The 23,640-nt window shown below is 72.3% G+C and carries 23 protein-coding genes; 14 read left to right on the top strand and 9 right to left on the bottom strand.

All coding sequences use genetic code 11. The features are described from left to right. Nucleotides 1–189 precede the first annotated feature (189 nt). From IO30_RS0115855 to IO30_RS0115835, 5 genes are read left to right on the top strand one after another with little or no spacing between them, the layout of a single operon-like run. A complete protein-coding gene (locus tag IO30_RS0115855; protein WP_037894170.1) occupies nucleotides 190–1,611 on the top strand; it encodes an ATP-binding protein in 1,422 nt (473 codons plus the stop codon). Nucleotides 1,612–1,631: 20 nt separating this feature from the next. Next, complete coding sequence (locus tag IO30_RS0115850; RefSeq protein WP_031143464.1) at nucleotides 1,632–2,021, top strand: roadblock/LC7 domain-containing protein; 390 nt, start codon at nucleotides 1,632–1,634, stop codon at nucleotides 2,019–2,021. A gap of 38 nt (nucleotides 2,022–2,059) precedes the next feature. Next, nucleotides 2,060–2,374, top strand: coding sequence for a DUF742 domain-containing protein (locus IO30_RS0115845; protein ID WP_234321741.1), 315 nt, complete (start codon nucleotides 2,060–2,062; stop codon nucleotides 2,372–2,374). Beyond that, nucleotides 2,355–2,978 carry a GTP-binding protein gene (locus IO30_RS0115840; protein ID WP_031143460.1) on the top strand — a complete coding sequence of 208 codons (624 nt, stop codon included), beginning with the start codon at nucleotides 2,355–2,357 and terminating at the stop codon, nucleotides 2,976–2,978. Before IO30_RS0115845 ends, IO30_RS0115840 begins: the two co-directional genes overlap by 20 nt. Continuing rightward, entirely contained in the window at nucleotides 2,975–4,420 is a 1,446-nt protein-coding gene (locus IO30_RS0115835) for a cytochrome P450 (RefSeq protein WP_031143458.1), read from the top strand. Before IO30_RS0115840 ends, IO30_RS0115835 begins: the two co-directional genes overlap by 4 nt. 132 nt (nucleotides 4,421–4,552) lie before the next feature. On the opposite strand, the gene IO30_RS0115830 is transcribed toward IO30_RS0115835, so the two are convergent. Continuing rightward, complete coding sequence (locus IO30_RS0115830) at nucleotides 4,553–5,638, bottom strand: terpene synthase family protein (RefSeq protein WP_031143456.1); 1,086 nt, start codon at nucleotides 5,636–5,638, stop codon at nucleotides 4,553–4,555. Nucleotides 5,639–6,184: 546 nt separating this feature from the next. Between IO30_RS0115830 and IO30_RS0115820 the strand changes: the two genes are divergently transcribed. From IO30_RS0115820 to IO30_RS0115810, 3 genes are all read left to right on the top strand, one after another. Further along, complete coding sequence (locus IO30_RS0115820; protein WP_237403494.1) at nucleotides 6,185–7,462, top strand: amidohydrolase family protein; 1,278 nt, start codon at nucleotides 6,185–6,187, stop codon at nucleotides 7,460–7,462. After that, on the top strand, nucleotides 7,399–7,710 hold the full coding sequence (locus tag IO30_RS47870) for a DUF5994 family protein (RefSeq protein WP_078904724.1): 312 nt from the start codon (nucleotides 7,399–7,401) through the stop codon (nucleotides 7,708–7,710). The genes IO30_RS0115820 and IO30_RS47870 overlap by 64 nt, the downstream gene beginning before the upstream one ends. Nucleotides 7,711–7,895: 185 nt before the next feature. Next, the gene (locus IO30_RS0115810; RefSeq protein WP_031143449.1) at nucleotides 7,896–9,167 is read left to right on the top strand and encodes an alpha-L-fucosidase; all 1,272 of its coding nucleotides are present in this window, start codon (nucleotides 7,896–7,898) and stop codon (nucleotides 9,165–9,167) included. Between the two features lie 2 nt (nucleotides 9,168–9,169). Here the strand turns inward: IO30_RS0115810 and IO30_RS0115805 are convergent, their stop codons facing one another. Next, nucleotides 9,170–9,973, bottom strand: a complete 804-nt coding sequence (locus tag IO30_RS0115805; RefSeq protein WP_051902344.1) for a helix-turn-helix transcriptional regulator — start codon at nucleotides 9,971–9,973, stop codon at nucleotides 9,170–9,172. Between the two features lie 12 nt (nucleotides 9,974–9,985). Further along, nucleotides 9,986–10,186: a hypothetical protein gene (locus IO30_RS0115800; RefSeq protein ID WP_031143445.1), complete on the bottom strand. Its 201-nt coding sequence runs from the start codon at nucleotides 10,184–10,186 to the stop codon at nucleotides 9,986–9,988. A gap of 293 nt (nucleotides 10,187–10,479) precedes the next feature. Between IO30_RS0115800 and IO30_RS0115790 the strand changes: the two genes are divergently transcribed. Both IO30_RS0115790 and IO30_RS0115785 read left to right on the top strand, forming a co-directional pair. After that, on the top strand, nucleotides 10,480–11,511 hold the full coding sequence (locus tag IO30_RS0115790) for an AraC family transcriptional regulator (RefSeq protein ID WP_234321742.1): 1,032 nt from the start codon (nucleotides 10,480–10,482) through the stop codon (nucleotides 11,509–11,511). A gap of 89 nt (nucleotides 11,512–11,600) precedes the next feature. Beyond that, on the top strand, nucleotides 11,601–12,782 hold the full coding sequence (locus IO30_RS0115785) for an FAD-dependent monooxygenase (RefSeq protein ID WP_031143441.1): 1,182 nt from the start codon (nucleotides 11,601–11,603) through the stop codon (nucleotides 12,780–12,782). A gap of 43 nt (nucleotides 12,783–12,825) precedes the next feature. On the opposite strand, the gene IO30_RS0115780 is transcribed toward IO30_RS0115785, so the two are convergent. From IO30_RS0115780 to IO30_RS45455, 3 genes are all read right to left on the bottom strand, one after another. Next, on the bottom strand, nucleotides 12,826–13,836 hold the full coding sequence (locus tag IO30_RS0115780) for a helix-turn-helix domain-containing protein (protein WP_051902342.1): 1,011 nt from the start codon (nucleotides 13,834–13,836) through the stop codon (nucleotides 12,826–12,828). Nucleotides 13,837–13,845: 9 nt separating this feature from the next. Continuing rightward, the gene (locus IO30_RS0115775; RefSeq protein ID WP_051902340.1) at nucleotides 13,846–14,772 is read right to left on the bottom strand and encodes an AraC family transcriptional regulator; all 927 of its coding nucleotides are present in this window, start codon (nucleotides 14,770–14,772) and stop codon (nucleotides 13,846–13,848) included. Between the two features lie 188 nt (nucleotides 14,773–14,960). Further along, nucleotides 14,961–15,134: a hypothetical protein gene (locus IO30_RS45455; protein ID WP_157853323.1), complete on the bottom strand. Its 174-nt coding sequence runs from the start codon at nucleotides 15,132–15,134 to the stop codon at nucleotides 14,961–14,963. Here IO30_RS45455 and IO30_RS0115765 point away from each other — a divergent pair. The 3 genes from IO30_RS0115765 (at nucleotide 15,133) to IO30_RS0115755 (ending at nucleotide 18,541) form a co-directional block, all read left to right on the top strand. Next, nucleotides 15,133–15,555 (top strand): DUF5990 family protein, encoded by a 423-nt coding sequence (locus IO30_RS0115765; RefSeq protein ID WP_031143435.1) that lies wholly within the window; start codon nucleotides 15,133–15,135, stop codon nucleotides 15,553–15,555. The genes IO30_RS45455 and IO30_RS0115765 overlap by 2 nt on opposite strands. Before the next feature lie 82 nt (nucleotides 15,556–15,637). After that, entirely contained in the window at nucleotides 15,638–16,483 is an 846-nt protein-coding gene (locus IO30_RS0115760; protein ID WP_031143433.1) for a hypothetical protein, read from the top strand. 150 nt (nucleotides 16,484–16,633) lie between these two features. Continuing rightward, nucleotides 16,634–18,541, top strand: coding sequence for a CASTOR/POLLUX-related putative ion channel (locus IO30_RS0115755; RefSeq protein ID WP_031143431.1), 1,908 nt, complete (start codon nucleotides 16,634–16,636; stop codon nucleotides 18,539–18,541). A gap of 69 nt (nucleotides 18,542–18,610) precedes the next feature. Here the strand turns inward: IO30_RS0115755 and IO30_RS0115750 are convergent, their stop codons facing one another. Together IO30_RS0115750 and IO30_RS0115745 are read right to left on the bottom strand one after the other, a co-directional pair. Beyond that, complete coding sequence (locus IO30_RS0115750) at nucleotides 18,611–20,566, bottom strand: flavin monoamine oxidase family protein (RefSeq protein WP_031143429.1); 1,956 nt, start codon at nucleotides 20,564–20,566, stop codon at nucleotides 18,611–18,613. 137 nt (nucleotides 20,567–20,703) lie between these two features. Further along, entirely contained in the window at nucleotides 20,704–21,060 is a 357-nt protein-coding gene (locus tag IO30_RS0115745; RefSeq protein WP_031143427.1) for a zinc ribbon domain-containing protein YjdM, read from the bottom strand. 235 nt (nucleotides 21,061–21,295) lie between these two features. Between IO30_RS0115745 and IO30_RS0115740 the strand changes: the two genes are divergently transcribed. Continuing rightward, nucleotides 21,296–22,960 carry a carbohydrate binding domain-containing protein gene (locus IO30_RS0115740; RefSeq protein WP_031143425.1) on the top strand — a complete coding sequence of 555 codons (1,665 nt, stop codon included), beginning with the start codon at nucleotides 21,296–21,298 and terminating at the stop codon, nucleotides 22,958–22,960. 13 nt (nucleotides 22,961–22,973) lie between these two features. On the opposite strand, the gene IO30_RS0115735 is transcribed toward IO30_RS0115740, so the two are convergent. Further along, nucleotides 22,974–23,630 carry an HD domain-containing protein gene (locus tag IO30_RS0115735; RefSeq protein WP_031143423.1) on the bottom strand — a complete coding sequence of 219 codons (657 nt, stop codon included), beginning with the start codon at nucleotides 23,628–23,630 and terminating at the stop codon, nucleotides 22,974–22,976. Nucleotides 23,631–23,640: the final 10 nt, after the last annotated feature.

The following is a 23,640-nucleotide window of genomic DNA, read 5'->3' as shown; positions in this document are numbered from 1 at the left end:
AACATCTTTGCTCGGCCGAGCAATGTCCCGACCGTTCTTGTCGGCGCAATGCATCACGCCCAGTCCACTCATTCCAGACTGTTTAGGGACCCTTCGATGGTTCGTGCAGGTTCAACCCCTAGAGCGCTGCCGCGTGCAGTGGCTCCGGCATGGCTTATCCCCCCTGTTGCCCTGGCTGGGGCCTGCGTCGTGGCGCTGGTCTGTGTTTCCGCGCAGATACGCACGCCGGTTGCCTGGTGCGGCCTCGTCGCGGTCGTCCTGACGGCCATCACTTCGGCTGAGACGGCGCGCCGGACGCGCGCGGCAGAGGCGGCCCGCTACGCGCGGGCGAACGCCGAGGTACAGCGGTACTACGCGCAACGCGAGGCCGTGCTGCTCGCGCGCTTGTCCGATCAGCGGGCCACCACTGTATGGCTCGCCGAAGAGCTCCTCCCCGCGGCTGTCGCCCGCCTGCAGCAGGGTGAGCCCGTTTCGGAGATCCTGCACTCCGTCCCGTTCGGGGGACATCTCGACAGCGAGTTCGCCGAAGCGCTCCGGGCAGCTCTGCGCACGCTCCTGGAAGCCGTGGATGCCGAGGAACGCACACGGGACTCGTCGCAGCGGGCCCTGGTGGCGATCGCCCGGCGGGTCCAGGCGATCGTGCATCAACTCGCCAAGGACCTGCGCGACATGCAGATCCTGCACGGTACGGATGTCGTGGTCTCCCATGGCCTGCAGGACATCGACCATCGCAATGCCCTGATCGGGCGCCTCGCGGCCAGCATCGCGGTACTGGGTGACGCCCGGCCCGGGCGTCAGTGGTCGAAAGCGATTCCGCTCTACGACGTCGTGCGAGGGGCCATGTCACGCATCGTGGACTATCCCCGCGTGAAGTTGCAGTCGGTGACAGAGGTCGCTGTGATCGGCCAGGGAGCCGAGCCGCTGATCCACCTGCTCGCCGAATTGCTCGACAACGCCACGACCTTCTCGCCGCCGCACGCCCCGGTCGAGGTGACCGCGAGCGAGGTGCCCTCCGGTATCGCGATCGAGATCGAGGACCGGGGGGTCGGGCTCACCGAAGAGGTCCGCCAGCGCATCGACCGGGTCATGGCTCAGGCATCATCCGGCACCGGTCTGGCGGACCTGGGCGAGGCGACGCAGCTCGGCCTGCCCGTCGTCAGCAGGCTGGCCCGCGAGAACGGCCTCGACGTCGACTTGCGCACCTCCGCCTACGGAGGAGTGCGGGCCGTCGTGCTCGTTCCGCGGCGCCTGATCACCACAGTTCAGCAGCCTGCCCCGAAAGTCCAGCAGTTCGCGCCGAGGCCCACGGGCGCACCGACCGTGCCGACCGTGCCGACCGTGCCGAGGCCGACGATGACGCATGATGCCGCAGCCGATTCCGGCGAGGTCAAACAAACCGTCAACGGACTGCCGCAACGGCGACGCGAGTCGCCCGTCCCGACACCGGTCGTCCGCACAGCCCCTCATCCCCCTGCCGCGCCGGCCGCCACCCCGGGAACGGCCGGCGCACCCCGGCAGCCGGGCCTGATGTGGGAGGCGTTCAGCGGCGACAACAGACCGGCCACGGGCCCTTCCATCCGAACCAGCGAGCCATCAGACGAGGGTGAGTAACCGTGCCGCCACTTCTCAACATGGACTGGATGCTCAAGGAGCTTGCGGCCAGCGTCCCGTACGTGCGACACGTGGTCGTGTTGTCGTCAGACGGTCTGTGCATCGGTCAAGCGAACACGGAGCCCGACACCGCTGACGCGATCGCGGCCGCCTGCTCGGGCATCCAGAGCCTGGCGAAGGCCATCGCGCAGAAGTTCCCGCACGGAGACGGCTCGACCCACATGGTCGGGATCGAAGTCGACGGCGGTTACTTCTCCCTCATGGCGGCCGGACCCGGAGCCTATCTCGCGGTGCTGGCCGATGCGGAGGTGGACGCAGGATTGCTGGGCGACCGCATGCGCACGCTGGTGGTCCGGATCGGCCAGCACATGACCAGCCCGCCTCGTGATGACATCGGGCAGGCAATGTGACGTCACAAAACCAGGACGCATGGGATGAAGGCAGTCCCGTGCCGCTTTATGTCATCTCCGGTGGCCCAGGTTCCTCAGCCAAAGCCTTCAACCTGGTCACCCTCGTCGCATCGAGGTCCGCGCCCGAACCCGGTATGCAGCCCGAGCAGGCGGCCATTCTCGCCATGTGCCAATACCCGTTGTCGGTGGCCGAGATCTCCGCGTATCTCAGCCTGCCGTTCAGCGTCATCACGGTGCTGCTCTCCAAGCTCGTGGACCACGAGCGAGTTGAGGCCACTGCTCCCGTTCCTGTGGCGGCGGTCCCCGAACTTGGCCTTCTGGAGGCGGTGATCCATGGACTACGCAGGCTCTGACGCAGTCGCCGCCGGCCCCCGCCGCTCGGCCGTTCTGCTGCCGCACGGCGCCAGAGGGGTCAAGGTCGTGATCGTCGGCGGCTTCGGGGTGGGCAAGACGACCATGGTCGGGGCGGTGAGCGAGATCCCGCCCCTGACCACCGAAGAAACCATGACGCAGGCCGGCGTCGGGATCGACCACAATCCCGGCGCGGAAGGCAAGAACACCACGACCGTTGCTCTGGACTTCGGCCGCATCAGCATCAACGAGGAGCTGATCCTGTATCTCTTCGGGACGCCGGGACAGGAGCGCTTCTGGTTCCTCTGGAACGGCATCTTCGAGGGCGCACTCGGAGCCGTGGTCCTCGTCGACACCCGGAGGATCGAAGTCTGTTTCGAGATCATCACCCGTCTGGAGGACCGTCGAGTCCCCTTCGTCGTGGCCGTCAACACCTTCCCCGAGGCGCCGCAGCACCCGCTACCAGCCCTGCGCACTGCTCTGGCACTCAACGAATCGGTGCCCATCGTCACCTGTGACGCACGCGACCGGTCGTCCAGTCGCGACGCGCTCCTCTCGCTGATGGGCTACTTGTGTACCCTCGCCGCCGCTCAGGAGTCCGCATGACCGTCCCCCCCGCTGACCACACCACCACGGAACCAGGGCTCACCCCGCCCCAGGGGTGCCCGGCCCACACCGGCACGGGACTCGACGCGGCGACCCCGCTGTGGGGCGCCGCCGCCGAGACCGACCCCATGGGCCTGTACGAGAAGTTGCGTGCCGCCCACGGTCCGGTGGCGCCCGTCCTGCTCGACGGGGACGTACGGGCCTGGCTCGTCCTGGGGTACCTCGAGAACCGTGATGTGGCCAGCCGCTCCACCCAGTTCTCCCGCGACCCCCGCACCTGGCACGGCTGGAAGAGTGGCGAGATCGACGCCACCACCTCGCCGCTGGTGCCGATGATCGGCTGGCGACCCGACTGCGTTTGTGCGGACGGCGAAGAGCACCAGCGCCTGCGCGGCGCGGTCACGGCCAGCCTCGACCAGTTCGACCAACGCGGAATCCGCCGCCACATCACCCGCTTCGCGCACCAGTTGGTCGATGAGTTCTGCGGGGCGGGCAGCGCGGAGCTGGTCGGCCAGTTCACCGAGCACCTGCCCATGCTCGTGCTCACCCACCTGCTCGGAATGCCGGACGAGTACGGTCCCAAGCTCGTGCACGCCGCCCGGGACCTCTTCAAGGGCACCGAAACGTCGCTCGCGAGCAACGCCTACGTGCTGAAGACCCTCGAGCAGCTTGTCGTCGACAAGCACGCGGCGCCCGGGCAGGACATCGCATCCGTGCTGCTGGCCCACCCGGCCGGCCTCACGGACGAGGAGGTGCAGCACCACCTGCGCCTCATCTTGCTCGCGGGCTATGAGACGACCTCGAATCTCATGTCCAACGTGATGCGGATGGTGGTCACCGACCCGCGGTTCCGCGGGTCGTTGGCCGGCGGCCAGATGACCTTGCCGGAAGCAGTGGAGCAAGTGCTCTGGGACGAGCCGCCGCTGATGGTGTGCCCGGGTCGCTGGGCCACCGGTGACACCACCCTCGGAGGGCAGGAGATCAAGGCGGGGGACATGCTCCTGCTGGGCCTGGCCGCCGGGAACGTCGATCAGACGGTCCGCCCGGACTCCTCGACCCGCGTGCACCACAACCGCGCGCACCTGTCGTTCAGCGCCGGCGCCCATGAATGCCCCGGCCAGGACATCGGCCGTGTCATCGCCGACGCCGGCATCGACATCCTGCTCACCCGGATTCCCGACATCAGCCTGGCGGTGCCCGAGGAAGAGCTCACCTGGCGCTCCTCCACCTGGTCCCGGCATCTGACGGCGCTGCCCGTGAAGTTCGCGCCCCGCAGTCCGGAAGCCCATGACGTGCTGACACCGCTGCCGGCCGCGCCCCCGCCGAGCAGCGGTATGTCGACGGCGCCCAAATGGCCGCTATCCGAGCCGGTGTTGCCGCCGCCTGCCAAGCCCCGCACCTCGTGGCGGGCGCGGCTGAGGAGCTTCCTGCGGAAGCTGTAGGCCTCGCAGCTCGCATCGGAACCGAGCATCACAGCCGAGGAGGCTGCCGGACGGCGTGGGTCGGCAGCCTCCTTCGAGCTGGTGCGGCGCCCTCACGCGTGGGTCGACGTCGTGAGGCCTCATGACGAGACCTCATGACACCGAGACACAACGCCCGCCGGTGGGCACAGCGGCGGTGGAAGTCCGCTGCTCTTGGGACGGACCGTCTGCCGGAGCGTAGCGAGGCGCCCCGGTGTACCACGCATGGAGGCCGGACAGGAAACTGCAAGCACCCCGGAGCCACGACTCCAGCTCGATCCGTTCGCCCTGGTTCAGCCCGGCTCGCTGGACGACCGTGGGCAGTTCGCTCCGTGTGAGGTGCTCGAAGTGGCGCAGTCGGGCGGTCACCAGTTCGGCGGCCGCATGCATCGCCTCCTGGACGGATAGGCCCAGGGACGCCTGGAGGACTATGACGAGGTTGTTGACGTCGTGTTCGTCATGGACCTCCCGCTGATAGGAGGCGATGTCGTTCGCCATCCCCATGTAGTCCATGAAGGCGTCGAGCAACGCACGGAAGGCTCGGCTGTGCCGGATCTGCTCAGGGATCCGTGCACCGGTGGAGAGTTCCACGGAGTAGGGGGCGGTATAGGCGGCAAAGCTTTCACGGCGGAACTGGGCATACTCGATGAGGTCCGGGACACGGCCGGCGCGGCTGTTGGCCAGTTCCTGGACTCCCGCGTCGATGTACCTTGCCAGGGCGCGGTTGAGCCCCTGCTGCCAGTGCGCCAGTCTCGGGGGGAACAGTCGTTGCTGGAGGTCGGCCATGCCCCTTTCGACGGCATTGGTCGGCTCCGGCAACCGGGCGCCCGGCTCCAGCGGCAGGAAGGCATGGAGGCGGTCGGTGAAGGCTTGGGCGCCTGCGAGGTCGCCCGTCCGTTTGAAGGCGGAGGCGAAGTAGTCGTCCCAGGCCAGAGCCCAGAGGTTGAACCGGTGATTGAGCCGGAGGTCGGCGGGTGAGGCATCAGGAAGGGCCCAGGCGGTCAGCCGGTCAACGGCCATTGCGTGGAACTGGGACCGGGTCCAGATGGCCCGGTGGGCCGACGGTGCTTCGTCGCTGTCCAGCATGCCCATCTCTCGCGCCCACGTCTCGGTCTCCTCGTGCAGGGCCAGCAGAGACGGATTCACCCGCACCGGGTACGGCATCCGCAGTATGGGCAGCTTGATGGCCTGCACTGTCATGAGATCCCTGCTTCCCTTTCGGCGCGCGCCGGTGGTGCGTGTACCAGCGATACAAACCGGTGACGCGCCGTCACGAGTTCGAGATCATCCCGTGGCCGGTCTCTGGCGCGTCCGGGTCATGCCCCTTGATCGGGAACTGGACGAGGATCGCGCATGCCAGTTCCTGGAACATGACTTCTCCCTCCGAGACAGCCCATAGGCTGACGATCGCCGAACCGGTCCCACCCTTCGGTGCTCCAAAACGTGCGCCCACCCCGGCCAATCCGCAACCCCACGTAGCCGTCCTCGGCCCGCGATTAGGGCTGGTTTGCGGGTAATGAAACGATCCTTCTGGGTCAACTTGGCTCAAATTCGATCCTTAAGCCAGTCATGATCGGCCAATGATCGTCAGTCGGCATGCGCGCGCCTGCGGTCCCGATATGGCTCTGCACGGCGTGGGGGGCCCGCCGCTCGTCCGTTCGCGGCGAACCATGACGGCGATCTCGCAGACGTGGTACGGCAGTTGGCCGTAGTGTCGGGCGCGCAGACCGTGCGGGGAGGTTCATGATGCGGGCAGTGGTGTCAGCGGGGCGGATGGTGACCGGACCCGGTGGGCGGGAGACCGCCGACGGCGCCGTCCTCGTCGACAAGGGCGTGATCGCGGCGGCCGGGCCGCGCGCCACGGTCGAGGCGCAGGCCGGGCCGGACGTGCCCCGGCTGGCGTTTCCGGAGGGCACCCTGCTGCCGGGGCTCATCGACACCCACGTCCACCTCGCACTCGACGCCGGGCCCGATCCCGTGGAAACCCTGCGGGCCGCCACCGACACCGAGTTGTACCCGGGGATGGCCGAGCGGGCGTTGCGGCTCCTCGGCACGGGCGTGACCACGGTGCGCGACCTCGGTGACCGGGGCGGGCTCGCGGTGCGCCTGCGGGAGGAGATCGCGGCCGGGCTGCTCCCCGGGCCGCGCGTCCTCGCCGCCGGCACTCCGCTGACCGGGCCCGGCGGGCACTGCTGGTTCCTCGGCGGCGAGGTCGAGGGGGCGGACGCCATCCGGGCCGCGGTCCGCCGCAACGCGGAGAGCGGAGTGGACCTCATCAAGGTGATGGCCACCGGCGGCGGCATCACCAAGGGCGGCCCTCCCGTCTGGCAGGCCCAGTTCACGACGCAGGAGCTACGGCTCGTCGTGGAGGAGGCGCAGCGGTTCGGCCTGCCCGTCGCCGCGCACGCCCACGGCACCGAGGGCATCGAGGCCGCGGTGGCCGCCGGGGTGGACACCATCGAGCACTGCACCTGGATGGCGCGCGACGGGTTCGACGTACGGGAGGACCTGGTGGCCGCGATCGCCGCCCGGGGCATCGCGGTCGGCCCGGCGGCCAGCCCCGACTGGCGGGGCTTCGCTGAGCGCTTCGGCCGGGAACGGGCCGAGGAGATGTTCGGCCGGATCCGCTGGATGGCGCGGCGCGGCGTACGGCTCATCCCCGGTACCGATGCCGGGGTCTCCCGGGCCGTCTTCGACGGCTTCGTCTCCAGCCTGGAGTTCTTCGAGCACATCGGGATGACACCGGCCGAGATCATCGACCTGGCCACGACGGGCGCGGCGCAGGCCCTGGGCATCTCCCACGACACGGGCCGGCTCACGGCGGGCCACCGCGCCGACCTCCTCGTCGTGGACGGCAACCCGCTCTCCGACGTGCAAGCCCTGCGCTCGGTCCGCCTCGTCGTCGCCGGAGGCCGCCCGTTCAGCCCCGGACGGCGCCTGCCCCGCCATGAGCTCCGATCGTGCCGTCCGGAACAGCCGACCCCTGCGCAAGCAGACCGGTATCCGAGCTCTGCACCGGAGTAGGGCGGACAGCCCAGGTCGTCCCGCACACCGTCGCCGTGGACGGGCGCACGCTGCACGTGGGCTGGTTCACCGAACAGGGCCCCAGCAAGCTGGTCCTGCTCGCCGGTACCGGCGGACGCCCGGACCTCCTGGTCGTCCCGCCCCGGACGGCACCCGCCACCGCGTCCCGTCGGCCGGCTGCCGCGGCTCGTGCGGGCGGGGTCGAGGAGTGGCTGCGGTCCCAGCAGGTTTCCCGTCCGCAGGACTGACCCGCCGGGCCCCGATGGTGAGAACCGACCAGTTTTGGTGAGTGGCACCCACCCGCCGGGCAGTGGGACGGACCTAGCGTCGAGGTGGGGCCGGGGCCCGCCCCACCTCCGCGTTCCCACCTCCCAGAGGTGGGGCCGGGGCCCGCCCCACCTCCGCGTTCCCACCTCCCAGAGGAGTTACGACCGTGCCGATGCAGCCCTGGTTCACCGATGCCAAACTGGGCATTTTCCTCCACTACGGGATCTACGCCGTCGACGGCGTCGCCGAGTCCTGGTCGCTCTACAGCGGCGAGCTGTCACGGGAGGAGTACATGGGCCAGCTCGCCGGGTTCACCGCCTCCGCCTTCGACGCCCGCGCCTGGGCGAAGCTCTTCACCCGGGCGGGCGCCCGGTACGCCGTGCTCACCGCCCGGCACCACGACGGCGTCTGCCTGTGGGACACCGCCGTCAGCGACCTGAACGTCGTACGGCGCACCCCGGCCCGGCGCGACCTGGTCGCCGAGTACACCGGGGCACTGCGCGAGGAGGGCCTCAAGGTGGGCCTGTACTACTCGCATTCGGACTGGAGCCACCCGGACTACGCGAGCGTGGTCCACCCGCAGCCGCCGAACGAGGACGTGGCCGTCCACCCGCTCGTCGCCCCGGCGGACGGCAAGGAGTACCCCGAGGCCTGGGCCCGGTACCTGGCGTACCGGGACGCCCAGGTCGGCGAGTTGGTCTCGCGGTTCGGCCCCGACCTGCTGTGGTTCGACGGCGAGTGGGAGCGCAGCGAGGAGCAGTGGGGCATGGGGCGGCTCGCCGCACAGATCCTGGAGGGGAACCCGGAGACGGTGCTCAATGCCCGGATGCTGAGCCACGGCGACTACGCGACCCCCGAGCAGGGGGTCCCCCTGGAGCGGCCGGCCGGGCCGTGGGAGCTGTGCCTGACGCTGAACGGTTCCTGGGGCTTCCAGCCGCAGGACCAGGAGCACAAGTCGGTCCGCCAGCTGGTGCGCTACTTCACGGAGACGATCGGCATGGGCGGGAACCTGCTGCTGGCGGTCGGCCCGCGGGAGGACGGCACCATCCCGCAGGAGCAGGTGGAGCGGCTGGAGGGGCTCGGTGCGTGGATCGCGGCGCATTCCGAGGCCGTCTTCTCCACCGTGGCCGGGCTCCCCGCCGGGCACCACTACGGGCCGAGCACCCTGTCCGCGGACGGCCGCACCCTGTACCTGGTCTGCTTCGACCCGCCCCGCGAGGCCGTGTCCCTGCGCGGTCTGCGCAGCCGGGTGCGCCGGGTCTCGGTGCTCGGCACCGGCGCGGAGCTCGGGCACCGGGTGACCGGCGGCCTCGGTGAGGTGCCGGGGGTGCTGTGGATCGATGCCCCGGCGCCCGGGGACGTGGACGAGCAGGCGACCGTGCTCGCCGTGGAGCTCGACGGGCGGCTGGACCTCTACCGGGGTCCCGGACGGGACTGAGGTCACGGCCGCCCGGCCCGTACGGCTCGCGGCGAGGCGCCCAGTTCGCTGCGGCAGGCCTTGTTGAAGGCCTGGAGGTCGCCGATTCCGACGGCCGCGGCGATCGCGGGGATCGGCAGGGTCGACTCGCGGAGCAGGTGACGGGCGCGCTCCAGACGCCGACGCCGGAGGTACGCCACCACGGTGCCCCCGGTCTCGGCGCGGAACAGCCGCAGCAGGTGGTTGTGCGAGACGTCCGCGGCGCGGGCGATCTCGGGCACGGTGACGGGCCCGGCGAGCCGGGACTCGATGTACGCCACCGCCGCCGCGACCGCCGGATGCGGGCGGGGGACTCCCCCGGCCGGTTCGGCGAGGTCCGCCAGCTGCCACAGCACGTCCCACACCTGCGCGTCCGCCCGGCGCGGGGTGTGCGGGGCGGACGCGACGGCCCGCAGCAGGAGTTCGGACAGTGCCGGGGTCAGCGCTCCGGCGTCCTGCACCACCGGTACGGGGGTCAGCGGGCCGGTCCCGGGCAGCGCGAAGTGCACGTAGAGGTGCTCCGAGCGGCCCCGGTAGCGGTAGCCCACGACCGCGCCGGGCGGCACCAGGCTCACGCGGCCGGGCCGTAGGGCGTGCGCGGTCCCGTCCACGGTGAGTTCGGCCTCGTAGCGGTACAGGTGGAGCTGCCACAGGTCCGGCAGCCGGAAGACGTCGAGGCGGCCGGCCGTCCCGTGCACGCCGACGCCGAGCGCGGCCACGCGCGGCGGTTCGTCCAGGGGGACGCCGACGGTGCGGCCGGACTCGGTCCAGTGCGTCTGGTGCGTCAAGGCGGGGCCTGTCTACGGGATGACGGTGACGGAGCCGAGCTGGAGGCAGGTGCCGCCGGTCTGGGTGACGGTGACCGTGTGGCTGCCGGGGGTGAGGTGGTCGACGGTCCGGTACCTGTGCCGGGGGGGGTACGCGCCGGTGTGGACGGCCTTCACCGTACCGGCGGGCAGTCCGTCGACGCGGGCGGACGCGGTGCCGTCCCCGGTGGACATCGGGCCGCGCAGGACGAGTCCGGTGCCGGTGAAGGAGATGATGCCCGGGCTCGACGCAGACGCAGCTCCGGGACATCCACAGCGCGTCCGGCGACCCGGTGGGCGTCCTGCGCGTGGACGTCCTGCGCGTGGACATCGCCTCCGCGCTCCTCGACGGCCTGTGCACGGCGGTGGCGGTGGACCTGCCGCCTCCCCCCGCCTGACCTGCAGGTACGGCTCCCCTTCGGCGGCGTCCGGCAGCGCTCGGCGGAGTTCGGCCGCCCGGCCATCAAATACGCTGGGAGCATGATCACTTGTCGAGCCGTCAGTGGCGCCCGGCGAGCGGGGGCGCCGTGCTGATCCTGGATCTGGAGACCGTGGCTCCGGGCGAACGGGTGGAGGCGTTCCACCACGCGCTGACGGACGAGTCGGTGCCCAACGACATCGTCCACGAATCGCCCGCCCGGTCGGTCCGCGCGCGGATGGAGCTGTGGCAGATGGGCGGCATCCCCATGTTCTCCACGCGCAATTCCGGTTTCACGCTCCGCCGCACGGCCGCCCACGTACGCCGCCACCGGGCACGCCCCGTGGTCTCGGTCTCGCTCCAGACCAGGGGCCTGGGCCGGGCCGAGGTCGCGGGAGAGCAGATGCTGTTCGGCGCCGACGACATGGCCGTCTTCCACGAGCTGACGCCGCGCACCTACGGCTGGTCCGGCGACGGCGCCTCCCAGGCCATGGTGTTCGACGTCGAGCGGCTCGGCCTGCCGGTCGAGGCCGTGGTGCAGGCGTCGTTGCGGCTGCGCGCCAGCCCGATGTACGACCTCGTCCTGCACCACCTGCGCGGGATGTGGCGCAGCCCCGGGCGGCTGGCGGCCGATCCCGGGGCCGCGGCGTGCGCCCAGGCCACCACCGAGCTCGTACGCGCCCTGCTGGTGTCTGCGGCGCACGACGAGCGGAGCCCGCTGGTCGGCTCGGCCATGCACGAGACCCTGCTGACCCGCGTGATGGCCTACGCGCGGCGGCACCTCACCGATCCCGGCCTCACACCCGAACGGATCGCAGCGGAGCACTCCGTGTCGCTGCGTCAGCTCTACCTCGTGCTGGGCCGCGCGGGCATCAGCCTGGAGCAGTGGCTCATCGCCGAGCGGTTGGAGGAGGCCCGGCGGATGCTGGCCTCGCCCCGGTACGCCCGGCTCACGGCCGCGGCGGTCGCCGGCCGGTGCGGGTTCAGCAGCCGCAGCCACTTCACCCGGCGGTTCCAGGCCGCCTACGGGCTGACGCCGCGCGAGTGGAGGCTGCTCCAGCAGGTCCCCGCGGCCCCGTCCGCCGTCGCGCGGCCGTCGTGAACCGGGGTGGACGCGCCTGCACTCTACAGATGTAGAGTGAGGGCCTGCGGCCGCGGAGGACGCGCCCGGACCCGACGGAGGGGTGTTCCATGCCGAATCGTCACGCGGTGGTGGCCGGGGCCGGGATCGGCGGCCTCACGGCCGCCGTCGCACTGCACCGCCGCGGCTGGCAGGTCACCGTCTGCGAACGCGCCCCCGAACTCCCCGTCACCGGCGCCGGGATCGGCCTCGCCCCCAACGCCCTGCGCGCACTGGACGCCATCGGCGTCGACGCCGCCCGCGCCGCCGGAAGCGCCGTCCCGGAGACGATGGGTGTACGCCGCTCCGACGGCCGGTGGCTCACCCGGGCGGCCACCGCGGACATGGCCGCCCGCTACGGCATGCCCCCGATCGCCGTCCCCCGCCCGGCCTTCACCGCCGCCCTGGCCGCCGCCCTGCCTCCGGAGGCCCTGCGCTACGGCACCACCGTGACCGGCGTCGACGACGCTGCGGGCCGCCCGACCGTCCGGACGTCGGCGGGCCCGGACCTGCCCGCCGATCTGGTCGTCGCGGCCGACGGCATCCACAGCCCGCTGCGCCGCGCACACTTCCCCGGCCACCCCGGCCTGCACTACATCGGCGAGACCGCGTGGCGGGCCCTCGTCGACGCCCCGGACCTCGGGGCACCGGCCATGAGCGAGACCTGGGGGCGGGGCGAACGCTTCGGCGTGACCCCGCTGTCCGACGGCCGGCTCTACCTCTACGCCACCGCCGTCGTCCCGGCCGGCACCCGGCCGGCCGACGCCCGCGCCGAACTCCGCCGCCGCTTCGGCGCGTGGCACGACCCGATTCCGGCCCTGCTGGACCACGTCGCACGGCTCGACCCAGCCGACGTCCTGCAGAACGACCTCTACGACCTGGCCGCCCCGCTCCCCCGGCTGCACCACGGCCGGATCGCCTGGCTCGGCGACGCCGCCCACGCCATGGCCCCCAACCTCGGCCAGGGTGGCTGCCAGGCCATCGAGGACGCGGTGGTCCTCGCCCACCTGCTGCCCTCCGGCGACGGCACCGACCGTACGGACCCCGTCCCGGCCGCACTCGCCGCGTACACCGCCGCCCGCCGCGAGCGCACCGACGCCGTGCGCGTGCGAGCCCGCCGGGTCGGCCGTCTGGGCGCCCTGCGCAGCCCTCTCGCAGTGGCTGCGCGCGACCTCGCGGTGCGCGCCGTCCCCGACCGGCTGGCCCTGCGCGGCCTGGACGACCTCTTCGACGGCTTCCGCCTCCCCCGGTAGCGCGGCCCCGGAGGGACACCGAACCGGCCGGCAGGCCGCCGGCCTACGCGACGGGCCCGGCGGGGTCCGCGCGTCCGGCGGCCCCGCCGGACTCCGCCGCGCTGCGGACCTCTGCGCGCCACTGCCGTGGCGGACGCCCGTGCAGGGCCTTGAAGGCGCGGCTGAAGTGCGACGGGCTGCGGAAGCCCCAGCGCAGGGCCACCGCGGCGATGGACGGGTCCGCACCGGCCCGCCGCAGGAGTTCGCTGCGGCACTGCTCGACCCGGCGCTGCCGGATCAGCCTGCCCACGGTGGCTTCCTCCGCCTCGAAGAGGCGGTGCAGGTAGCGGACCGAGATGCGGTGCGCCGCCGCGATGTGCTCGGGGGCGAGGCCGGGGTCGGCGAGGTTCGCGTCGATGTACCGCCGGATCCCGGTGACCAGGTGCCCGCGTCCCGTACCGCAGGCCCCGTCCCCCGCGTCCGTCAGCTCGTCGGCCAGCCCCGCCACCAGGTCCGTGACGATGCCCCCCAGGGCCTCCCCCATCGCCCCGGGACAGCGGGCCCCCGCGTCGTCCGCCTCCGGCAGCAGCGCCGCGATCAGCGCGGCCGTACCGCCCGAGGTGGGAACGGCCCGGCCGGTGAGCGGGCGGAGGGCGCCCGGGGCCAGGCCGAGGGCGTGCGCGGACATCCGGGCCAGCAGGATCCTGGCGTCCGCCTCCTGTTCCAGCGCGAAGGCCCTGTCGAGGTCGATCAGCGCCAGCTCCCCCGCGGCCACGGTGGCGCCGCGGCCGTCCTGTACGAGACGGGCGGCCCCCCGGCGCGGCAGGACGAGGACGACCGCGTCCCCGGCGCCGCGGGCCACGAGGCCGGGGGTACGGCTCAGGCGGAGGGGGCCGCCCGCGCAGGTGATCAGCCGCAGGGAGCCGAGCTGGTGCAGGGTCAGGGAAGGGCCGTACGGGTCGTCCTCGCTGACCCGGGCCCGTACGGGGGCCAGCCATCGGGACAGCGCCTCCTGGAGGTCGGCGCCGGGTGGGGCCGCGCCGGGTGGGGCGACGGTCTCGGGGTGGGCGGACATGACGACTCCTCATGCGGTGGTGCGGTCGGGCGTGGCGGTACGGACGGCGCGCCATCGGCTCGGCGGCATCCCGTACGCGGAGCGGAAACTCCGGCTGAAGTGGGCGGCGTCGGCGAAGCCCCAACGTGCCGCCACCGCGGCCACGCTGATGTCCTGCCGCCCCGGCCGGGCCAGCTCGCGGCGGGCCTCCTCCAGCCGGCAGTGCCGGATCCACCGGCCGGTGGTGCTGCCGTGGGCCGCGAAGAGCTTGTGCAGGTGGCGGACCGAGATGTGGTGCGCGGCGGCGACGGTCACGGGTGACAGGCCGCGCTCCGGGAGACGGTCGTCGATGTGGGCCCGCAGACGGCCGAGCAGGGTCCGGTGGCAGCAGCCCGGCGCGGGATCCGGAACCCGCTCCTGCCGTCCTCGGGCGCGGTCCTCGTCGGCCAGGACCGCCATGACGGTGACCAGTTCGGCGATGGCCGAGGCCGCCTGCGCCGCGCTGTGCGGGGCGGCGGGGAACTCCCGCAGGACCGTCCGCAGGAGGCGGGCGAGCAGCGGAGCCACCGGTCCGGCGGGGTGCGGGCCGCGGGTGCCCAGATCCCGCACCTGCCGGTCGGTGAGGGCGAGCACGCGGTGCGGGATCCGCACCAGGTGCAGTTCGAAGTCCTCGGTCTCGTGGAGCACGAGGGGAGCGGCTCCGTCGACGACGAAGACCTCCCCCGGCCCGCAGGGGCGGTCGGCGCCGCCGGAGGCGGGCGCGGCGACCCGCGCGCGGCCACGGGTGTGGAGGCCGAGCACGAGGTGCGGGGCGGAGGCGGCGCAGCCGCCGGCGGGCAACGGCGCGAGCGGCTGCGCCGCACCGGACACCGTGACCACCTCCAGGAAGCCCAGTCCACGGGTGGTCACCCGGTTGCGGTGCGGGGCGGTCTGCTGCGGTACGGCCGTCGAACTCATGCTGTCCCCTGGTCAACGCGTCGCCCCGGGGGTACCGGGGCGATGTGCCGGAACGGGACGTCCCGGGTCGGGTGTCCTCGTGACGACAGCCTGCGCGGGGAGCCGGGCGGCGGGGAGGCCCGCGGGCGCATCCCTGCACCGAGGGGCAATCGCACTGCACGCCGGGGCACGACCTGGCCTGCCCGGTGTCAGCGCGCCTGCCCGTCCGTGGGGTCGACGAAGCGGCGGATGGAGGTGGGGGACGCTAGGCCGTGCGGGACCGGGCCGGTGCGCGTCCGCGTGCACAGCTCTTGCCCCGGGGCGCACGACACCGCCCGGCCGCCGCCGCCCGGCTCCGCCGTCGGCTCGTAGGCTGGGCGCATGTCTTCCCTCTCCCTCCGCGTCACCGGCCGGGACCTGCCCGGGCTCACCTGCGGACCCCATCACCACGTCCATGTCGGTGTGCAGCGCGGACGCGAGCCCGAAGGACTGGCTGCGGGGGACGCGGCACAGGCCGTCTGGGAGTTCGCGGTCACCCGGACCACCGCGCCGGACGGGTCCCCCGATTTCCGCGGCCCCCATGTCCAGGGCGGGCGCGGAGCCCGGTTCTTCTACCTGACCTGGGGCGAACTTCCCCCGGGCGGCGCCTTCGTGATGTTCCGGCGGATCAAGCTGTTCTTCGCGGACCTCCCCTCCTCGGCCCTGGAACGCGGCAGCGCTGCGGGAACCCTCGCCCTGACCGACGCCGACGGCATGCCGCTCTGCGGCGCGGTCCGCCCCCCGGCGGTCACCTGGACCGCATAGGTCCTGTCGTGGCGGCGGGTCCGGTCGGAGCGCACACTGGAAGGGTCCCGTCGGGGGCCGTTCACAGGGCCGGGAGCCCGTCATGCCCGTCACCCGCAGGAGGCTCGTCGCCGGGGCCGTGACCGCGGCCCTCCCCCTGGCGTTCCTGACACCGGCCGCACCGGCCGCGGCCACCACCTGCACCGGGCACTACCCCGTACGGATCGCCGACGGGTACGCCGGCCTGTACACGGAGTCCAGCCAGAGCCCCCGGCGGCCCTCGTGCTCCGTGGTGACCAATACGGCCACGGACGGAACGGCCCTGCTGATCCGGAGCACCGAAGGCCTCGTCGAGCCGACGTCCGACCCGGCCGGCGGCGTCCGGGACGCGCTGCGCGAAAGCGCCCGACAGGCCGCTCAGGACATCGTGGGGAGGGGGGCGACGGTCGTGCTGCCCGGCGAATCGGTCATCCTCCACTACTCACCGACGAACAGCTTCACCGTCTCGATCGCCGACAACCGGGTCAGCGCCGCGGGCAAAGTGGCCGGCTTCATCGCCTCGTACGCCCTGCGGAAGGCGATCGCCACCGGAACACCGTGGCTCGATACCGCCCTGAACCGGGCCAGCCTGAAGTCGGACATCGCCGCGTGTGCAGCGGCGGCGGCCACGGCGTGGAACCAGACCAGCGCCGACCAGACCTTCCCGGAACTCGCGGCCGTGCTCGCGCAGACCGCGCAGGAGGGGTCCGGCCCGTGCAAGACGGCCTACACCACCATCAAGGGCTTCGACCCCGCCCCCGTCCCCGCCCCCACGCACCGCACCTCGCTCGCCTGGCAGCAGACCCTGCACGAGGCCCAGCCCTACGGCCGCATCCACTGGAGGACCACCTGGACCCGCTCCCACACCCTCCCGCTGCGCCCGCTGATCCTCCAACTCCTGCCCCGGTGACCACGGCTGGGCCGGTTCAGGCCGACGGGTTCATACCTGCGGGTGAGGGCGGGGCGCTCGGGGGTGGTGCGGGCGTCGGGATTGTCTAACGTGGACGCGGGAGTGGCGGGCAGCCACCCCGTGGCACGGTCGAAGGCTCGGGAGCTGGCAATGGCGGGGCAGCACAGGACGTCCCTCCGGGTGCGCCTGCGGTACCGGTTCGACCATCTGGTGGCCCGGGGCACCACCGCGCTCGTCGGCTGGCTGGCGCTGGCCTGCCTCGCCGTCGTGCTCCCGGCGAGCGCGGTCCTCGTGTGGGCCGACCGGGGCGCCCCGAAGACCTTCTCCGGCAAGCTCACCGCGGTGTGGGTCAGCGTGGGGCAGACGCTCAAGATCGGGGGCGCGGTCGGGCCTCCCGTGTACGTCGTCGCCTCCGTGGCCCTGGCCCTGGTAGCCCTGCTGTTCGTGTCGGCCCTGGTCAGTCTGATCACCACCGGCATCAACGAGCGCATCATGGCCCTGCGCCTGGGCCACTCCACCGTGGTGGAGTCCCGCCACACCGTCGTACTGGGCTGGTCGGACCAGGTGTTCCCGGTGGTCGGGGAACTGGTGGCCGCCCATGCGAACCAGCGCCGGTCCGCCCTCGCCGTCCTCGCCCCGATGGACAAGGTGGCGATGGAGGAGGCGATCGCCACCCACGTCCCCCACACCGGCCGGACCAGGATCATCTGCCGGAGCGGCCGCACCACCGACCCGACGGAGCTCGCCCGCGTCAGCCCGCAGACCGCGAAGGCGGTGCTCGTCCTGCCGCCCGACACGGAGTGGGGCGACGCCCACGTGGTGAAGACCCTGCTCGCCCTCGACACGGCCGTACCCGCCGGTGGCGACACGGTGGTGGTGGCGGCCGTCCGCGACGCCCGCAACCACCCCACGGCGCGGCTGGCGGCCGGGCCGGGCGGACACGTGCTGTGCATCGACGACATCGTCGCCCGGCTCCTCGTGCAGACCGCCCGCCAGCCCGGACTCTCCCTCGTCTACCAGGAGTTACTGGACTTCGACGGAGACGAGTTCTACACCGCTGCTCCCGGGCCGCTCGTGGGCCGGACCTTCGGCGAGGCCCTGCTCGCCTTCACCACCTCCTCGGTGGTCGGCCTGCTGCACGCCGACGGAAGCGTCGCGCTCAATCCTGATCCCGCCGCGGCCGTCGGCGCGGACGACCGGATCCTCGTCATCTCGCAGGACGACGACACGGCCGTGGCGCAGGACGTGTCCTCCTTCGTCGACGAGGCCGTCATGGTCACGGCCCGCCCCCGGACCCCCGTGGCCGAACGGCTGCTCCTCCTCGGCTGGAACCGCCGCGCCCCGCTCGTCCTGGAACAGCTCGACGAGTACGTGAGCCCCGGCACCGTCCTGGACGTGGTGGCCCTCGACGACGGGACGACGACGCGCAGCGCCTACGAGGCCGCGGCGGTCCGCAGTCGGCTCGAAGTGACCTTCCGCGGCGGGGACATCACCGATCCCCGCGTCCTGGACAAGCTGGACGTGCCCGCCTACGACGGCGTGATGGTGATCGCCGAGGACGCAGCCGCGCCCCTGGACTCGGGGGCCCTGCCCCAGGCCGATGACAGGACGCTGGTCACGCTGCTGCACCTGCGGGCGATCGGGGAGGCCGCGCACCGGGAACTCTCGCTGACCACCGAGATGTCCGACGACGCCAACCGGCTGCTCGCACCCGCCCGGGACGGCGCCGACTTCATCGTCAGCGGACGGCTGATCAGCCTCCTGATGACCCAGGTCTCGGAGAGCCCCCACCTCGCCGCCGTCTTCGAGGAGCTGTTCCGGGCGGAGGGTCACGAGCTGTACCTGCGGCCGGTCACCGACTACGTCCGGGCCGGGTACGAGGTCAGCTTCGCCACCGTCGTCGCCTCGGCGCGCCGCAGCCGGGCCTGCGCGGTCGGCTACCGGCTGCGTGCGGAAGCCGCGACGGGGCCCGGCTACGGGGTGCGGATCAACCCCGACAAGCGCCAGCGGGTGCGTTTCGCCGAAGGGGACTGGCTGATCGTGCTCGCGGAGAGCTGACGGCGCCGCCCCTCGGGGAGGGGCGGCGCCCGGACAGCGGCGGGCGGGGGGGCGGCGGCCCCGTACGCCCTACGCCGAGTGGACCTCCAGGGCGCTGCGCACCGCGGACTCCAGGGCCCCCTCGATCCAGGCCGGCTTGATCGAGGTGTGGCAGCCGGCGAAGTGCAGGCTGCCCTCGGGCTCGCGGACGTGGGGGAAGAGCTCGGTGTGCTGGCCGGGCAGCAGGACGGAGGCCTCACCGTAGGCGTACGGGTCGCGCATCCAGGACTGGGTGCGCCCGACCCCGGTGTAGAACACCTCGATCCGCTGCCCGAACACCTCCTGGAGTCCGGCGAGGGCGCGCGGGTAGCGCTCCGCGTCGTCGAAGGAGTCCCACTTCAGGGCGTCGTCCGCCCAGCTGTAGGAGGCGAGGATCACGCCGCCCTGGCTGCCCTCGACGGGATAGGAGGGCTGGAACATGAAGCGGTTGGGGTTGTCGGTGGCCGATCCGCCGCCGATGACGCCGGCCGCCTCGGGCTGGTCGCGGGTGATCCGGCGGCAGGCGGCGTAGTGCGCGCGCTGGGCGGCGGAGACGTGGCCCTTGGGGACGGAGGAGTGGGCGCCGAGCAGCGCACCGTCGTCGGAGGTCTGGCCGAGCTGGTACTTGCGGTACAGCCCGGGCTTCACGGCTTCGAGTTCGCGCTTCCAGGCGGCCTCGTCGAACTCCCACCAGCGGCGGCTGAATTCCAGCAGCACCTTGGTGGCCGCGTCGTAGTGCAGTTCGGTGACCGCGCGCCGCTTGCCGTAGGAGAGTGCGGGGCTGACCTGGATGTGGCGCAGGCCGGAGAAGGGGACGGTGATGATCGCGGTGTCGCCGGTGAAGGTCTCGCGCCGTACGGGGCTGCCGCCGCGGCCCTCGGAGACGGTGTCGATGCTCACCGTGCGCTCGCCGTGCGTGATCCGGGTGGCCCGGCGGTCGAGCCGGACCAGGTCCTTGACGCGGCCGTAGAGCGCGTCGGCAAGGGTGGCGGTGCCGTCGGGCAGCTCGTAGAACGCGGTGTCGGGGCTGATCAGCGAGGCGCCGATGAAGCTGTGGATGAAGGCGAGGTGCAGCCGGGAGGTGAGGTTCTCGACGGTTCCGATCAGGTCGATCGTCCGGTCGTCGAGCTGTGCCTCCTCGGTCAGGAAGCGGTACATCGACATGTGGCCGTAGCGCTGGACGACCCTGGCCCAGCCCTCGACGAGCTCCTTGTCCTTCTTGCCCTCGATCTCCTTGCGCACGGGGGCGAAGGCGCCCCGCACGATCTGCGCGGCGGGCAGGGACTCGTACGCCGCCGGGACGCCGAAGGAGCGGTTGACGGCCTGCGGGCTGCGGGCGTAGTCGGCGCGGCGGACCCGGATGCCGTTGACGAAGATCCAGGTGCGGTAGGCGGGCCGGCCGGATCCGTCGACGTCGACCAGGTGGAAGCGCCGGCGCTGGAGGCCGAAGCTGTCCATCAGCCCGGTGACCAGCGGGTGGCTGTCGGGGATGCGCATGGCGCCGGCCTCGGCGTACTGCTTGGGGTCGGCGAAGGGGGCGGGCGCGTTCTCGTGGCCGCCCGTCCGGAAGGTCTTGATCCGGCCGCCCACCCGGTTGCCGTTGGCCTCGATGACGGTGACCTGGTGCCCGGCCTCGCGCAGCAGGTGCGCGGCGGCGAGCCCGGCGGGCCCGGCGCCCACGACCAGCACCTTCTTGGCGGGGCGGCGGGACCGGGGCAGTCCGTTCTTCAGCAGGACGTCCGCGTAGCGCGGTACGAGCGGCTGGTCCTCCTCGTCGCGGACGAGGACGGCCCGGGCGACGGTGAGGCAGGTGTCCCAGTCGGGGCGGGCGCTGCCGGGCGCCGTCCGCGGGGTCTCGGCCGACGCCGCGGCGACGGTGAGGGCGCCGGCTCCCGCGACGGTCAGTGCGCCGGCTCCGGCGATGACGGTGCGGCGGGAGGGCCTGCGGGCGGGCGCGGGTGCGGGCTCGTCGGAGGCGCTGGGGGTGGGGGGCGGATCGATGATCATGGGGCAACTCTTGCGGTCCCCACGGGCCCCGGGCGCCGAAAAGCCCCCGGGCGGGGAACTACCACCCGGACGTGCGGCCCGGGCCGCACGCTGCTGACGAACTGGGTTTCGTACGGGCCGTTCCGGACGTACCGGGGTCAGACCTTGCGGACCACGCTGGACTTGAGCTGCATGGCGCCGAAGCCCTCGATCTTGCAGTCGATGTCGTGGCCGTCGACCCCGTCGACCAGTCGGATGTTGCGCACCTTGGTGCCCGCCTTGATGCCGCTCGTACTGCCCTTCACCTTGAGGCCCTTGACGACCGTGACCGTGTCGCCGTCGGCGAGGACGTTGCCGACCGAGTCCTTGACCACCCGCTCGCCGGAGGCTTCGGCGGGCTCACCGGTGGCGGGCGGCCACTCGTGTCCGCACTCGGGGCAGACCAGGAGCGCGCCCATCTCGTAGGTGTAGGTACCGGAGCATTCGGGACAGGGCGGCAAGGAGTTCTCAGTCACCGGGACAGTGTATTTGAGGGCGCCGACCTGCTGTGATCACGGCGCGCGATCACGGCGGCGGGGGTGGGCGGCCGTGCGGGTCCGCGCCAACGCCCGTACGGGTGACCGGAATTCCCGCACGGCCAATTGGTCCAGACCTGTTGACGTCGAGACTTACGGAGGAATAGGTTCCCGGCACCCCCGCACTTCTCCGTGACCTCACGCCTGCTCTCCCCCCACCTCTGGAGGCACTGCCTTGCGTACCCCCACACGCCTGCTCGGCGCACTGGGCGCCACCCTGCTCGGCGCGGCCGCGGTGCTGAGCACCCCGGGCGCCGCCTTCGGCGCCAACCTGCTCGCGAACGGCGACTTCGAGACCGGGACGACGGCCGGCTGGTCGTGTACCGGCGGGCTGGGCTCGGTGGTGAGCTCCCCCGTGCACGGCGGCGGCAAGGCGCTGGCCGGGGCGGCGAGCGCCGGTGACAACGCCAAGTGCACGCAGACCGTCGCCGTGCAGCCGAACACCGCCTACACCCTCTCCGGGTGGGTCCGCGGCAGCTACGTGTACCTCGGTGTCACCGGCGGCGCCTCCACCTGGACCGGCTCCGCCGGCGCCTGGACCAAGCTCAGCGTCTCCTTCACCACCGGCCCGTCCCAGACCAGCGCCGAGGTCTACGTGAACGGCTGGTACGGGCAGGGCACCTACCACGCCGACGACATCAGCCTCGACGGCCCCGGCGGCAGCTCCGACACCGTCGCCCCCACCGCGCCGGGGGGCCTCACCGCCACCGGCAAGACCTCCTCCAGCGTCTCGCTGACCTGGTCGGCCGCCACCGACGACGTGGGCGTCACCGGCTACGACGTCTACCGGGGCACCACGAAGGTCGCCACCTCCACCACCACGAGCGCCACCGTCACCGGACTCGCCGCGGCCACCGCCCACTCCTTCACCGTCCGGGCCCGCGACCTGGCGGGCAACACCTCGCCCGCCTCCGCCGCGCTCCAGGTCACCACCGACGCCGGATCCGACCCGAGCGGCTTCAAGCAGGCCGCGCCCTACCTCTACATGGGCTGGGGCAACCCGCCGAGCGCCACCACGGTGATGAACGCGACCGGCGTGAAGTGGTTCACCATGGCCTTCATCCTCTCCTCCGGCGGCTGCAACCCGTCCTGGGACGGCCAGCGCCCCCTCACCGGCGGGGTCGACCAGTCCACCATCAGCGCCATCCGGGCCGCGGGCGGCGACGTCGTACCGTCCATCGGCGGCTGGCAGGGCAACAAGCTCGGCCCGAACTGCTCCACCCCCGAGGCCCTGGCCGGGGCCTACCAGCAGGTCATCGACGCCTACGGGCTGAAGGCCATCGACGTCGACATCGAGAACACCGACGAGTTCGAGAACGCGGTGGTCCAGGACCGCATCCTCGGCGCACTCAAGATCGTCAAGCAGAACAACCCGGGCCTGAAGACCATCCTCACCTTCGGCACCAGCACCACCGGGCCGACCTCCTGGGGCAACCGCCTGATCGAGCGGGCCGCGGCGCTGGACGCGGGCATCGATGTCTTCACCATCATGCCGTTCGACTTCGGCAACGCGTCCACCGACATGTACGCGAGCACGGTGAGCGCCACCCAGGGCCTGGCCGGCAAGCTCAAGTCCACCTTCGGCTGGGACGACGCCACCGCCTACGCGCACATCGGCATCTCCGGCATGAACGGGATCAGCGACACCCAGGAGACCACCACGGTCCAGAACTGGACGGACATCCGCGACTGGGCCAACTCCCACCACCTCGCCCGGCTCGCCTTCTGGTCCGTCAACCGCGACCGCGGCTGCGCCGGCGGCGGACTGCAGGAGACCTGCTCCGGGATCGCCCAGAACGACTGGCAGTTCACCTCCATCACCGCCGGCTTCACCGGCTGACCCGGCCCCGCCGTCAGGCGCCGGTGTGGTCCCGGGGCACCCAGCCCCGGTCCGCACCGGTGCGGATCAGGCTCTGCGCGTACTCCCACAGGTCCGCGGAGGCGTCCTTGATCACCGACTTGCGGGCCAGCACCACCTCCTCCGTGACCCCGGGGGTGCGCCATGTGCCGCCCTGGTTGCCGAAGTTGAGCAGCAGCGGCTGGAGCCGGTCCATGGCTTTGGCGAAGCGCGCCTCCGGGGTGACGCGGGCCTCGAACTCGTCCCACAGCGCGCGGAAGTGCTTCTGCTGGTCCTCCGGGAGCAGCGCGAAGAGCTTGTCCGCGGCCCGCTGTTCACGCTCTTCCTGGTCCTCGGCGCCCTCGGTGTCGTACAGGAAGGTGTCCCCCGCGTAGATCTCCACCAGGTCGTGGACGAGGACCAGGGCGAGGACCTTGCTGGTGTCGACCGGCTCGTCCGCGTGCTCGGCGAGCACCAGGGTCATCAGTGCGAGGTGCCAGGAGTGCTCGGCGTCGTTCTCCTTGCGGTCGGCGGCCAGCAGCGGGCTCTGCCGGAAGACGTTCTTGAGGCGGTCGACCTCGATGACGAACTCGATCTGGCGGCGCAGCCGGTCGGGGGTGCCCTCGGGCTGGCGGACGGACTCGGCGAGGAGGGGAAGGTCCTCGTTGCTCATGGTGGCTCCT

Origin of the sequence: Streptomyces xanthophaeus (assembly GCF_000725805.1) — a bacterium.
In the GTDB taxonomy this organism is placed as follows: Bacteria; Actinomycetota; Actinomycetes; order Streptomycetales; family Streptomycetaceae; genus Streptomyces; species Streptomyces xanthophaeus.
The sequence above is the reverse complement of the archived record's forward strand: the minus strand, read 5'-3'. Positions and strand labels throughout refer to the sequence as shown.